Annotated in this window: 11 protein-coding genes; 5 read left to right on the top strand and 6 right to left on the bottom strand. The window is 73.0% G+C overall.

From position 1 onward, the window contains the following. The first annotated feature begins 82 nt into the window (after positions 1-82). From RI578_RS23610 to RI578_RS23595, 4 genes are all read left to right on the top strand, one after another. Positions 83-1,150, top strand: a complete 1,068-nt coding sequence (locus RI578_RS23610) for an energy-coupling factor ABC transporter permease (RefSeq protein ID WP_310872934.1) — start codon at positions 83-85, stop codon at positions 1,148-1,150. Between the two features lies 1 nt (position 1,151). After that, the gene (gene cbiQ, locus RI578_RS23605; protein ID WP_310872933.1) at positions 1,152-1,913 is read left to right on the top strand and encodes a cobalt ECF transporter T component CbiQ; all 762 of its coding nucleotides are present in this window, start codon (positions 1,152-1,154) and stop codon (positions 1,911-1,913) included. An 11-nt stretch (positions 1,914-1,924) separates the two neighbouring features. Beyond that, positions 1,925-2,683, top strand: coding sequence for an ABC transporter ATP-binding protein (locus RI578_RS23600; protein WP_310872932.1), 759 nt, complete (start codon positions 1,925-1,927; stop codon positions 2,681-2,683). Between the two features lie 79 nt (positions 2,684-2,762). After that, positions 2,763-3,980 (top strand): serine hydrolase domain-containing protein, encoded by a 1,218-nt coding sequence (locus tag RI578_RS23595; RefSeq protein ID WP_310875843.1) that lies wholly within the window; start codon positions 2,763-2,765, stop codon positions 3,978-3,980. Here RI578_RS23595 and RI578_RS23590 read toward each other — a convergent pair. From RI578_RS23590 to RI578_RS23570, 5 genes are all read right to left on the bottom strand, one after another. Further along, a complete protein-coding gene (locus RI578_RS23590) occupies positions 3,960-4,235 on the bottom strand; it encodes a DUF1876 domain-containing protein (protein WP_121747813.1) in 276 nt (91 codons plus the stop codon). The genes RI578_RS23595 and RI578_RS23590 overlap by 21 nt on opposite strands. Positions 4,236-4,291: 56 nt before the next feature. Then, positions 4,292-5,137, bottom strand: coding sequence for a DMT family transporter (locus tag RI578_RS23585; protein WP_310872931.1), 846 nt, complete (start codon positions 5,135-5,137; stop codon positions 4,292-4,294). After that, complete coding sequence (locus tag RI578_RS23580; protein ID WP_310872930.1) at positions 5,134-5,646, bottom strand: YbaK/EbsC family protein; 513 nt, start codon at positions 5,644-5,646, stop codon at positions 5,134-5,136. The genes RI578_RS23585 and RI578_RS23580 overlap by 4 nt, the downstream gene beginning before the upstream one ends. Before the next feature lie 137 nt (positions 5,647-5,783). Continuing rightward, complete coding sequence (locus RI578_RS23575) at positions 5,784-8,027, bottom strand: MMPL family transporter (RefSeq protein WP_310872929.1); 2,244 nt, start codon at positions 8,025-8,027, stop codon at positions 5,784-5,786. Between the two features lie 98 nt (positions 8,028-8,125). Continuing rightward, a complete protein-coding gene (locus tag RI578_RS23570; protein ID WP_310872928.1) occupies positions 8,126-8,725 on the bottom strand; it encodes a TetR/AcrR family transcriptional regulator in 600 nt (199 codons plus the stop codon). Positions 8,726-8,904: 179 nt separating this feature from the next. Here RI578_RS23570 and RI578_RS23565 point away from each other — a divergent pair, with 179 nt between their 5' ends. Beyond that, entirely contained in the window at positions 8,905-12,357 is a 3,453-nt protein-coding gene (locus tag RI578_RS23565; protein WP_310872927.1) for a S41 family peptidase, read from the top strand. Between the two features lie 67 nt (positions 12,358-12,424). On the opposite strand, the gene RI578_RS23560 is transcribed toward RI578_RS23565, so the two are convergent. After that, positions 12,425-12,640, bottom strand: a complete 216-nt coding sequence (locus tag RI578_RS23560; RefSeq protein WP_121747520.1) for a hypothetical protein — start codon at positions 12,638-12,640, stop codon at positions 12,425-12,427. Positions 12,641-12,646: the final 6 nt, after the last annotated feature.

The following is a 12,646-nucleotide window of genomic DNA, read 5'->3' as shown; positions in this document are numbered from 1 at the left end:
CCTTCGAGGCGTATATCACATGTGAGATCAGCCTTTACCTCGCTCTTGCAAAGGGGTTGCAACTGGTCCCTATCATCGAGTCGTGCATGTACCTGACGGATTCATCAACGCCCCGACCTCCGCCGTGACCGGAGTCGTCGCCGCGGGCGCCATCGCGGTCAGCCTGCGCGGCGCGCGCCGCGAGCTGGACGAGCGGACGGCGCCCCTCGCGGGGCTGGTCGCGGCGTTCATCTTCGCGGTGCAGATGCTGAACTTCCCCGTCGCCGCGGGCACCAGCGGACATCTGCTCGGCGGTGCCCTCGCGGCGATCCTCGTGGGCCCCTACACAGGGGTGCTGTGCGTCTCCGTCGTCCTGCTCATGCAGGGCATCCTCTTCGCCGACGGCGGCCTGACCGCGCTCGGCGTGAACATCACCGACATGGCGATCGTCACCACGGTCGTCGCCTACGCCCTCTTCCGGGGCCTGGTGAAGGTCCTGCCGCGCACCCGCCGCTCGGTCACCGTCGCCTCCTTCGTCGCCGCCCTCGTCTCCGTTCCGGCCGCCGCCCTCGCCTTCACCTTCCTGTACTGGATCGGCGGCACCACCGACGTCGCCATCGGCAAGGTCGCCACCGCGATGGTCGGCGTGCACGTGCTGATCGGCATCGGCGAGGCCGCGATCACCGCACTGACCGTCGGCGCCGTCATCGCCGTACGCCCGGACCTCGTGTACGGGGCGCGCGGGCTCACGCGGAAGCTCAAGCTGCGGGTGAACGGCGAACTCGTCGACGTCCCCGACGCGGAGCCGGCCGCCGCGCCCGCCGCCGCCCGCTCCCACCGCAAGCTGTGGATCACGGGCCTGGTCACCTCGCTGGTCCTCGCCGGCTTCGTCAGCTTCTACGCCTCCGCCGACCCCGACGGCCTGGAGAAGGTCGCCGCCGACAAGGGCATCGACGAGAAGACCGAGGAACACGCGAACGCCGACTCCCCGCTCGCCGACTACGGCGTCGAGGACATCACCGACGCCCGCGTCTCCGGCGGCCTCGCGGGTGTGATCGGCGTCGGCGTCACGGTCGTCGCGGGCAGCGCGGTGTTCTGGTCGGTGCGCAGGCGACGCGGCGACGACACCTCGCCGACCAGCGTCCCGGACCGCACGGACACGAGCGCCTGACGTGGGCGCCGGCCACGCGCACCGGCTCTACCGGCACGGCCACTCCCCCGTGCACGGTCTGCCGCCGCACACCAAGCTCGCCGCGACCTTCGCCTTCGTGATCGTCGTGGTGTCGACGCCCCGCGAGGCGATGTGGGCCTTCGGCGCCTACGCGCTGCTGCTCGCGACGGTGGCCTACGCCGCCCGGGTCCCGGCCGGCTTCCTGCTGGGGCGGCTGCTGATCGAGGTGCCGTTCGTCGCGTTCGCGGTGCTGATGCCGTTCGTGGCCGAGGGCGAGCGGGTCGAGGTGCTCGGCATGTCGCTGAGCGTGAACGGCCTGTGGGGCGCCTGGAACGTACTGGCCAAGGGCACCCTGGGCGTCGCCGCCTCCGTGCTCCTCGCCTCCACCACCGAGCTGCGTGAACTCCTGCTCGGCCTCCAGCGCCTGAAGCTGCCGCCGCTGCTGGTGCAGATCGCGTCCTTCATGATCCGGTACGGGGACGTGATCGCGGACGAGATGCGCCGGATGCGGATCGCCCGGGAGTCGCGCGGCTTCGAGGCGCGGGGCGTCCGGCACTGGGGCGTGCTCGCCAAGTCGGCCGGGGCGCTGTTCATCCGCTCCTACGAACGCGGCGAGCGCGTCCACCTGGCCATGGTCAGCCGCGGGTACGCCGGTTCGATGCCGGTGATCGACGAGGTGACCGCCTCCCGGGCGCAGTGGTCGTACGCGCTGGCCCTCCCGTGTGCGGCGCTCGTCGTCTGTCTGCTGGGATGGGTGCTGTGATGGGTGCTGTGATGGGTGCTGTGACCGCTTCTCTGGACGTCTCCGGCCTCGCCTACGCCTACCCCGACGGGCACCAGGCCCTCTTCGGCGTGGACTTCTCCGTCGCCCGCGGCGAGCGGGTCGCGCTGCTCGGCCCGAACGGCGCGGGCAAGACGACGCTCGTCCTCCACCTCAACGGCATCCTGACCGGCGGCACCGGCACGGTCACGGTCGCCGGGCTGCCCGTGGACAAGCGGAACATGGCGGAGGTCCGGCGCCGGGTCGGCATCGTCTTCCAGGACCCCGACGACCAGCTCTTCATGCCGACCGTGCGCGAGGACGTGGCGTTCGGACCGGCGGCGGCCGGGCTGAAGGGGGCGGAGCTGGAGCGCTGCGTGGACCGGGCGCTCGCCCTGGTCGGCATGGCGGAGTTCAAGGACCGGCCCCCGCACCACCTCTCCTTCGGCCAGCGACGCCGGGTGGCGGTGGCGACCGTGCTCGCCATGGAGCCGGAGATCCTGGTCCTGGACGAGCCCTCGTCCAACCTCGACCCGGCCTCCCGCCGCGAACTCGCCGACATCCTGCGCTCCCTGGACGTCACGGTCCTGATGGTCACCCACGACCTGCCCTACGCCCTGGAGCTGTGCCCCCGCGCCCTGATCCTCAGCGACGGCGTGATCGCGGCGGACGGCCCCACCGCCGGCCTGCTCTCCGACGACGAGCTGATGCGCGCCCACCGCCTGGAACTGCCCTTCGGCTTCGACCCGCGGTCGGTGTCGGCGAGCGGGTGAGGAATCGCAGGGGGCCGGCGGCGGTTGCACCCACTGTCGCAGGCGATCCGAAGGGACGGGTGGAGAAGTGAGCGCGGACGTGGACGTGCACGGCACGGTGGCCGAGGGCTTCGAGCCGGTCAGGGACGCGTTCGCACGGAACTTCGCGGCGCTCGGTGACCGGGGCGCGGCGGTCGCCGTCTACCGGGACGGGCGCAAGGTCGTCGACCTGTGGGGCGGCACCAGGGACGTCGATGACACAGCCGGCACCGAACCGTGGCGCCGGGGCACCGCCCAGGTCGTGCGCTCCGCCACGAAGGGCGTCGCCGCCGCCGTACCGCTGCTGCTGCACCAGCGCGGGGAGCTGGACCTGGACGCGCCGGTGGGCGAGTACTGGCCGCAGTTCAAGGCGCACGGCAAGGAGCGGGTGCTGGTCCGGCACGTGCTCAACCACCGAGCCGGGCTGCCGGTCCTCGACCGCCCGCTCACCCCGGAGGAAGCGCTCGACCCGCTGCGCGGGCCGCAGGCCGTCGCCGCCCAGTCACCCGTCTGGGAACCCGGCACCGACCACGGCTACCACGCGCTGACGTACGGCTGGCTGCTCGACGAACTGGTCCGCCGGGCGACGGGCGGGCGGAGCACCGGCGAGTGGATCGCGGACGAGATCGCCGGGCCGCTGGGCCTGGACCTGTGGCTGGGGCTGCCCGCCGCGGAGGAGGCGGCGGGCCGGGTCGGGCGGGCCGGGCGCGTCGAGGACCCCGAACCGTCGGGGAGCGGCCCGCGGCTGCGCCCCAAGCGCGCGGTCACCGAGGCCTACCAGGACCCGGACTCGCTCACCCGCCGCGCCTTCGCCGCGATCACGCCGTTCCCCGACCAGAACGACCCGGCGTACCGGGCGGCGGCCCTCCCCGCGACCAACGGCATCGCGACGGCCGACGGACTGGCCCGCTTCTACGCCGCGCTGATCGGCGAGGTCGACGGCGTGACGCCGCACGCCCGGCTCTTCGACCCGGCGACGCTGGAGCGGGCCCGCGCCGAGGAGTCGGCCGGGCCGGACCGGGTCCTCGTCGTGGGCACCCGCTTCGGCCTCGGCTACATGCTGCACGGCAGCGCGTCCCCGTTCCTGTCCCCCGACTCCTTCGGCCACCCGGGCCGCGGCGGCGCGCTCGGCTTCGCCGACCCGGAGGCGGGCATCGCCTTCGGGTATGTCACCAACGGCTTCCGCAAGACCGTGACGGCGGACCCGCGGGCGCAGGCACTGGTGCGTGCGGTGCGGGCGTCGCTCGGGCGGACCGGTTCAGACGTGAATGGGGTGTGAGGTCCTCCCCGACGCCGCGTCGATCTCGTCGTGCGCCTTGGTGAGCAGTTGCATCGCCAGCTCGTTCAGGGCGCGCGCCCCCGCGACCTCCTCGCCGACCCTCGGCTGGTGGGAGTCGACGCGGTGGCGGCTGGCGTGGCCATGGCCGCGGACCTCGCTGCCGTCGGGGAGCCGCACCATCGCGACCGCGCGCGTGTGCTGGTCGTCCTCCATGAACTCCAGCTCGACATGCCATCCCACTGCGGTGTGCATCATGACGATCACCTCCGGAACACTTGCTTCCAGGGTGCTCCTCGCAGCCGCCGTGCGCACTATCCCGTGTGCAGCATCAGTCCGATCCCGACGACGAGGAGGCCCGCCGCCGCGATCCGGGGCGCGCCGAACCGCTCCTTGAAGAAGAGGGCGCCGATCGCCGCGCCGACCAGGATCGAGGACTCGCGCAGGGCGGCGATCGGCGCGAGTTCGGCGCGGGTCTGCGCCCACAGGACCAGCGCGTACGCGGCGACGGACAGGACCGCGCCGAGCAGCCCCAGACCGGCGTGCGGCCGCAGCAGCGCCCGGGCGCCGGCGCGGTGGCGGTAGAGGAAGTACGCCGGGAGGACCGTCCCCTGCACCGCCATCAGCCAGGCGATGTACCCGAGGGAGGACCCGGAGGCGCGTACGCCCAGTCCGTCGACGACCGTGTACGCCGCGATGGTCGCCCCGGTCGCCAGGGCCGCGCCGATCGCCGCCCAGTCGGGCCGGCGCCCGCGCAGCCCCCACAGGGCGACGCCGGTCAGCCCCGCGCAGGACACCAGGATGCCGCCGGTCGCCCAGCCGTCCGGCACCTCGTGCGCGAAGACGGCGGCGAGGACGGTGACCAGCAGCGGCGCGCTGCCGCGGGCGATCGGGTAGGCCTGGCCGAAGTCGCCCAGCCGGAAGGACCGCATCAGCAGGGCGTAGTACGCGATGTGGATCGCGGCGGAGACGAGGAGGTAGGGCCACGCGTCGGCCGCCGGGAACGCCGTGAACGGCAGCAGCGCGAGCCCGATGAGCATCCCGCCGCCGGATATCAGCGCGAAGCCGGTCAGCTTGTCCGTGATCCGGTGGGCGATGGCGTTCCAGCTGGCGTGGGTGACCGCGGCGAGCAGGACGGCGCCGGTGACCAGGGGTGTCACTCGGAGCGCTCGCGCACGTCCACGAGGGTGGCGCCGGCGGTGGCGACGAGCTCCTTGGGTTCCATCGGGAAGACGGCGTACGGGGTGCCGGCGGCGGCCCAGACGACCTCGTGCGCGAGGAGGGAACGGTCGGCGAGTACCCGGGTCCTGCTCCGGTGCCCGAAGGGCGGCACGCCGCCGATGGCGTATCCGGTGGTCTCCCGTACGACGTCGGCCTTGGCCCGCGTGACCTTCTCCGCGCCGAGTTCCTCCCGGACCCGCTCCAGGTCGACGCGTGAGGCGCCGTCCATGAGGACCAGCACGGGCACGCCGTCGGCGGCGAAGATGAGCGACTTGCAGATCTGGCTCAGCTCGCACCCGATCGCGGCGGCGGCCTCGGCGGCGGTGCGGGTGGCCTCGGGGAAGCGCCGGGCCCGTCCGGCCAGGTCACCGAGGCCGAGTCCGCGCAGGGCTTCGGCGAATCGGGGGTGGGCGGCGGGGGTCGCGGAGGCGTCGTCGGTCGTCGTCATGGACGGCACCGTAGCGGTACGTGTAGCCGGCAGGCGACCGGGTTGCGGCGTCCTCGCGCGACAGGAAGCCGGTGAGGGCAGCCCCGTCCCCACGGAGCCCTCACCGGCTGGTCTGTCGTCCTGTCAGAGGTGGCGCGTCAGGTGCGTGCCGGCTCCCGGTCCGCGTCGGGGCCCGAGCCCCGCTCCTCGGCCGTGCGCAGGCCCTCGCCCTCGACGTCCACGTTGGGCAGCGCGCGGTCCAGCCACTTCGGCAGCCACCAGGCCTTCTTGCCGAGCAGCGCGAGGACCGCCGGGACGATGGCCATGCGGACGACGAACGCGTCGAAGAAGACGGCGATCGCCAGGCCGAAGCCGATCATCTTGACCATCGACTCGCTGGAGCCGATGAAGCCCGCGAAGACCGCCATCATGATGACCGCCGCGGCCGTGACGACCCTCGCTCCGTGCCGGAAGCCGGTGACGACCGCCTGGTGGGGCTTCTCGCCGTGGACGTAGGCCTCCCGCATGCGGGTGACCAGGAAGACCTCGTAGTCCATCGCCAGGCCGAAGACCACGCCGACCATGAAGATCGGCATCATCGACATGACCGGGCCGGTCTCCTCCACGCCCATCAGGCCGGACAGCCAGCCCCACTGGAAGACCGCGACGACCGCGCCCAGCGCCGCCATGACGGAGAGCAGGAAGCCGAGGGCCGCCTTCAGCGGGACCAGGATCGAGCGGAAGACCACGATCAGGAGGAGGAAGGCCAGGCCGACGACCAGGACCAGGTACGGCAGCAGCGCGTCGTTCAGCTTTTCGCTGACGTCGATGTTCATCGCCGTCGAGCCGGTGACCAGGGTCTCCGCGCCGGTGTCGGCCTTGATGTCGCCGCCCGCGTCGCGGATGGCGTGCACCAGGTCCTCGGTCTGGACGGAGGACGGCTTGGAGTCCGGGATCACGGTGATGGTCGCGGTGTCGCCGCCCTTGTTGGGCGCGGGCGGGGTGACCGCCACGACGTCCTCCAGGCCCTTGATCTCGTCGGAGACGTCGGTGAAGACCTGCTTCGGGGCGTCGCTGCCCTTCGCGTCGACGACGACCATCAGCGGGCCGTTGAAGCCCGGCCCGAAGCCCTCCGACAGGAGGTCGTACGCGCGGCGCTGGGTCGTGGACGTCGGCTGGGAGCCGTCGTCGGGCAGGCCCAGTTCCAGGGAGGCCGCGGGGATCGCGGCGGCTCCGAGGCCGATGACGCCGAGGAGCAGGACGGCCAGCGGGCGGCGGACGACGAAGCTCGCCCAGCGGGTGCCGAGGTTGGCCTTGGCGGGCTTGGCGGGCTTGGCGTCGGCCGCCGCGTCGTTCTTCTTGCCGGCGCCGCCCAGGAGCCTGCTCTTCGCGCCGGTCGGCTTCACCCTGCGGCCGGCGTAGCCGAGCAGCGCGGGGACCATCGTGAGGGCGATCAGGACCGCGATGGCGACGGTGCCGGCCGCCGCGATGCCCATCTTGGTCAGCATCGGGATGTTGACGACCGCGAGGCCGACCAGGGCGATGACGACCGTGAGGCCGGCGAAGACGACCGCCGAGCCGGCGGTGCCGACCGCCCGGCCCGCGGCCTCCTCGCGCTCACGTCCCTCGGCGAGTTCGGCGCGGTAGCGGGAGACGATGAACAGGGCGTAGTCGATGCCGACCGCGAGGCCGATCATCATCGCCAGGATGGAGGTGGTGGAGCCCAGTTCGAGTGCGCCGGCGAGGGCGGTGATCGAGGAGACGCCGATGCCGACGCCGATCAGGGCCGTGAGCAGGGGCAGTCCGGCCGCGACCAGCGAGCCGAAGGTGATGACGAGGACGACGGCGGCGACCGCGATGCCGATGATCTCCGTGGCGCCGGTGTGCGGGACGGCCTGGAGCGCGTCACCGCCGACCTCGACGGTCAGCCCGGCGTCGCGCGCCTGCTGGGCGGCGTCCTCCAGGGCGTCCTTGGTGGTGTCCGCCAGCTCCATGCCGGAGACGTCGTACCTCACGGACGCGTAGGCGATCGTGCCGTCCTTGCTGACGGCGTTGCCCGTGTACGGGTCGGCGACCGAGGCGACCTCGGAGCCGTCGGCGAGGTCGGCGACCGTCTTCTCGACGGTCGCCTTGTTGTCGGCGTCCGTCATCGTCTCGCCGGACGGTGCCTTGAAGACGACGCGTGCGGTCGCCCCGTCGGCGCTGGTGCCGGGGAAGCGCTCTTCGAGCAGGTCGAAGGCCTTCTGGGCCTCGGTGCCCGGGATGGAGAAGGAGGTGGTGCCGGCGGGCGGGGCACTGGCCGCGCCGACGCCCGCGAGGGTCAGCAGCGCCACCCATATCAGGGCGACGAAGTGCCGTCGGCGGAAGGCGAGCCGGCCGAGTTTGTAGAGGAACGTGGCCACGAGGGCGTACTCCCGGTCAGGTCGTGGGAACTTCAGGGCAGGGGGGATCGGCCCGACGACGTGAGCGGTTACGTCAGGTGGGGCTCAGGCGGGGTTGCTCAGGTGGTGGGGACGCCGAGGGCGGGGAGGATCACGGCGTCGATGTAGGAGGTGAGGAAGGCCCGGGTCGGTGGCTGGTCCTCGAGCAGCGTGCGGGTGGCGAAAGCACCGACCAGCATGGGCACGAGGAAGTCCAGTGCCGGGCAGTCCGCTCTGATCTCGCCCCGGTCGACGGCGCGTTGCAGCAGGTGCCGGAACTCCGCCATCTCCGGTTCGACGAGTTGGTCCCGGAAAGCTTGGCGCAGGTCCGGGTTCTGGTGGAGCGCCATGGCGACGCCGCGCATCAGCGCGGAGTTCTGGGCCATGGTGCAGTCGTCCTCGCGGGCCATCAGGGCGTGCAGGTCGCCGCGCAGCGAGCCGGTGTCGACGTCGCCGATCTCACCGGGCTTGTTGTGCCGCATGGCCTTGACGACCAGCTCGGGCTTGCCGCCCCACTGGCGGTAGAGCGTCGCCTTGCTGGACCGGGTGCGGGCCGCCACGGCGTCCATGGTGAGGGCGTCGTAGCCGACTTCCCGGAGCAGGTCGAGGACGGCCTCGTACAGCTCGGCCTCGCGCTCGGGAGTGATCCGACTGCGGCGCGCGGTGGCTGCCTCGGTCATCTCGCTCACCCCTCTCCGTCCACTCCGTCTGAACGACACCGTTTCGTACATGACCAAGGTACCCCACCCCCTAGCGAAACGAAACGGTTTCGTTCGTGGTCTGGGTCACGGTTGTCGGATACCTGTAAGTGCCGGCGGGAGCGCGGGCCGAGTTGCCGGGGCCCGGCCCCCGGCAAAGCATGGGGTGGGTGAGCTATCTGCGCCTTCCGCACCTCAGTGGCGACCAGCTGTGCTTCGTGGCCGAGGACGACCTCTGGCTCGCGAACCTCGACGGTCCGGGCCGTGCCTGGCGGCTCACCGTCGACCGCACCAAGGCCGGCCACCCGCGCTTCTCGCCCGACGGCCGCCACATCGCCTACACCAGCTGGCGCAGTCTGTCGCCGGAGGTCCACCTCGTGCCGGTGGACGGCGGTCCCGGACGGCGGCTCACCCACTGGGGCGGCCTCGACACCCGGGTCTGCGGCTGGTCCCCGCCCGAGCCCGACGGCCACGCCGCCATCCTCGCCGTCGCCTCGCACGGCGAGCCCTTCTCCCATCTGACCTGGGCCTACAAGGTCACCCCCGACGGCGACCCCGGCCGCAAACTGCCCTGGGGACCGGTCACCGACATCCAGGCCGCCGACCTCGACGGGGAGCGCAGGACCCTGCTCCTGACCGGCACCCCGCCGCACGAACCCGCCGCCTGGAAGCGCTACCGGGGCGGCGCCACGGGCAGGCTCTGGCTGCACGGGCAACGGCTGCTGCCCGACCTCCAGGGGCACCTGCACTCCCCCATGTTCGTCGGCGGCCGGATCGCCTTCCTCTCCGACCACGAAGGCGTCGGCAACCTCTACTCCTGCGCCCAGGACGGCTCCGACCTGCGCCGCCACACCGACCACGACGCCTGCTACGCCCGGCACGCCGCGAGCGACGGCGACCGCGTGGTGTACCAGTGCGCGGGCGACCTGTGGATCGTCGACGACCTGGCGCCCGGCTCGGTGCCGCGCCGGCTCGACGTCCGGCTGAGCGGGCCGCGCGCGGGACGGCGTACGTACCAGGTGCCCGCCGCGCAGCACGTGGGCGGCGTCTCCGTCGACGAGACGGGCCGCGCGAGCGCCGTCGTCGTACGCGGCAGCCTGTACTGGCTCACCCACCGCGACGGCCCGGCCCGCACCCTCGCCGACACCCCGGGGGTACGGGTGCGGCTGCCGGAGATGCTCGGGGCGAGCGGGCGGATCGCGTACGTGACGGACGCGGAGGGCGAGGACGCCGTCGAGATCGCCCACCTGCCGCGCGCGACCGGGGGCCGCGCGCCCAGGCGGCTCGCCTCGGGGAAGCTGGGCCGGGTCCTGGAGCTGGTCTCGGACCCGGCGGGCGAGCGACTCGCCATCGCCTCGCACGACGGCCGGCTCCTGCTGCTCGACGTCTCGGAGGAGGGCGCGGAGGTGGCCCGGGCGCTGGACGCGGTGGATACGAGGGGCCCGGCGGAGGCAGGGGACACGGAGAGCCCGGCGGAGGCAGGGAATTCGGGGAGCCCGGCGGAGGCAGGGGACACGGTGGCCGCCGACACCGATACCGGCGCCGGCGCCTCCGGCCTCACCGGTGCCGCCGTGGGCCGCGTCACCGAGCTGATCCGGTCCGTCAACGGCCCCGTGAGCGACCTCGCCTTCTCCCCGGACGGGACCTGGCTCACCTGGTCGCACCCGGGCATCGGACGCTCGCTGCGCCAGATCAAGATGGCCCGGATCAACGGGCAGAACGGCCATAGCGCGCAGGAGGGCCCGCTCGTCGTCGACGTCACCGACGGCCGCTTCGAGGACGAGAACCCGGTGTTCACCCGGGACGGCCGCTACCTCGCCTTCCTGTCCTGGCGCGGCTTCGACCCGGTGTACGACGTGCACACCGGCGACCTGTCCTTCCCGCTGGGCTGCCGCCCCTACCTGGTACCGCTGTCCTCCGCGACCCCCTCCCCCTTCGCGCTGAACCCGGAGGGCCGTCCCGCCGCCGGGGGCCTGGACCCGCTGGAGGACGAGCCCGGCGAGGGCGGCGCGGTGACCGTCGAGGTGGAGGGGCTGGAGAGCCGGGTCACCCCGTTCCCGGTCACCGCGTCCAAGTACTCGGCGCTGCACCCGGTCGCGGGCGGCGGCCTGGTCTGGCTGCGCTGGCCCATCTCCGGCGCGCTCGGCGAGACCTTCGCCAACCCGGCCGACCCGAGCGAGCGGCCCACCCTGGAGCACTTCAACCTCGCCAAGGCGAAGAAGTCCGAACTGGTCGACCACCTCGACTGGTTCCGGGTCAGCGGCGACGGCACCCGCCTGGTCGTGCTCGACGAGGGCGACCTGCGCGCCGTACCGGCGACCGAGATGGGCGACGGCGACTCGACCACCTGGATCGACCTGCGCCGCATCCTGCACGAGGTCGACCCGGCCGCCGAGTGGCGCCAGGCGTACGACGAGGCGGGCCGCCTGATCCGCGCCTACTTCTGGGACCCCGGCATGTGCGGCATCGACTGGGACGCGGTGCTGGACCAGTACCGGCCGCTGCTCGAACGGGTCGCCTCCCCCGACGAGTTCGCCGACCTGCTCCGCGAGGTGCTCGGCGAACTCGGCACCTCGCACGCGTACGTCGCCGCCGCCCGGCGCAACGAGGGTCCGGCCCACTACCAGCGCTGGCAGGGCCTGCTCGGCGCCAACTTCGTGTGCCGGGACGGCCACTGGGTGGTCAAGCGCATCCTGCCCGGCGACTCCTCCGACTCCAAGGCCCGCTCCCCGCTGGCCGGCACCGGCATCCGCGAGGGGGCGGCGCTGACCCACGTGGACGGCCGCCCGGTGGATCCGGTGGCGGGCCCGTACCCGCTGCTGGCGGGAGCGGGCGGTACGACGGTGGAGCTGACCTTCACGCCGGGCGAGGGCGGCCCGGGACCGGCCCGCCGGGTCGCCGTCGTACCGCTCGTCGACGAACGGCCGCTGCGCTACCAGGACTGGGTGGCCAAACGCCGCGAGGTGGTACGGGAGTTGAGCGGCGGACGGTGCGGCTACCTGCACATCCCCGACATGGGCGGCTCCGGCTGGGCGCAGTTCAACCGCGACCTGCGCATGGAGGTGTCCCGGCCCGCGCTGATCGTGGACGTGCGCGGCAACGCGGGCGGGCACATCAGCGAACTCGTCATCGAGAAGCTGACCCGCACCATCCTCGGCTGGGACCTGACGCGGGACGCGCAGCCGGTGTCGTACACCTCCAACGCCCCGCGCGGGCCCGTCGTGGCGGTCGCGGACGAGGCGACGTCCTCCGACGGCGACATGATCACGGCCGCGTTCAAACTGCTGCGCCTCGGCCCGGTGGTGGGGCAACGCACCTGGGGAGGCGTGGTCGGCATGACCGGCCGGCACCGCCTCGGCGACGGCACGGTGATCACGGTGCCGATGAACGCGGCCTGGTTCGACGCGTACGGCTGGTCCGTGGAGAACTACGGCGTCGCCCCCGACGTCGAGGCGCTGCGCACACCACTGGACTGGGCCGAGGGCCGCTACCGGGTCCTGGATGAGGCGGTCCGGCTGGCACTGGAGCTGCTGGAGACCAACCCGCCCGCCACGCCGCCCGGTTACGACGACGTACCCGACCGGTCGCGGCCGCCGCTGCCGCCCCGGGCGTGACCCGGGGCAGGCGAAAGGGCGCCCTCCGCGTGTGCGGTGGGCGCCCCTTCAACTCAGCGGCGGCGCGTCAGGCGTCGTAGCTCTCCTCGAACCGCTCGTCCGCGTCACGGCGGCGCGTGGCGGGCTCGCGCTCCTCCGCGTCCCGGCGGCGCGACGGGTCCATCTCGTCCTCGTCACGACGGCGGTCGCGGTTCTGGAACTGCTCCCTGGCCTGGTCGGCCCGCTGCTTGCCCTGCTGCTGCATGCGCTCGGCCTTGTCCTGGAACTGGTCCTTCATACCCATGTGGGT

It is taken from the genome of Streptomyces sp. BB1-1-1 (assembly GCF_031597775.1).
GTDB lineage: Bacteria > Actinomycetota > Actinomycetes > Streptomycetales > Streptomycetaceae > Streptomyces > Streptomyces thinghirensis.
Note: the sequence above shows the minus strand (reverse complement) of the source record. Positions and strands in the feature narration are given on the sequence as shown.

Coding starts and splice junctions, on each gene's coding strand:
- RI578_RS23600 (WP_310872932.1), top strand. CDS start 1,925: ATGGGTGCTGTGACCGCTTCTCTGGACGTCTCCGGCCTCGCCTACGCC.
- RI578_RS23590 (WP_121747813.1), bottom strand. CDS start 4,235: ATGATGCACACCGCAGTGGGATGGCATGTCGAGCTGGAGTTCATGGAG.
- RI578_RS23580 (WP_310872930.1), bottom strand. CDS start 5,646: ATGACGACGACCGACGACGCCTCCGCGACCCCCGCCGCCCACCCCCGA.
- RI578_RS23570 (WP_310872928.1), bottom strand. CDS start 8,725: ATGACCGAGGCAGCCACCGCGCGCCGCAGTCGGATCACTCCCGAGCGC.
- RI578_RS23565 (WP_310872927.1), top strand. CDS start 8,905: ATGGGGTGGGTGAGCTATCTGCGCCTTCCGCACCTCAGTGGCGACCAG.
- RI578_RS23560 (WP_121747520.1), bottom strand. CDS start 12,640: ATGGGTATGAAGGACCAGTTCCAGGACAAGGCCGAGCGCATGCAGCAG.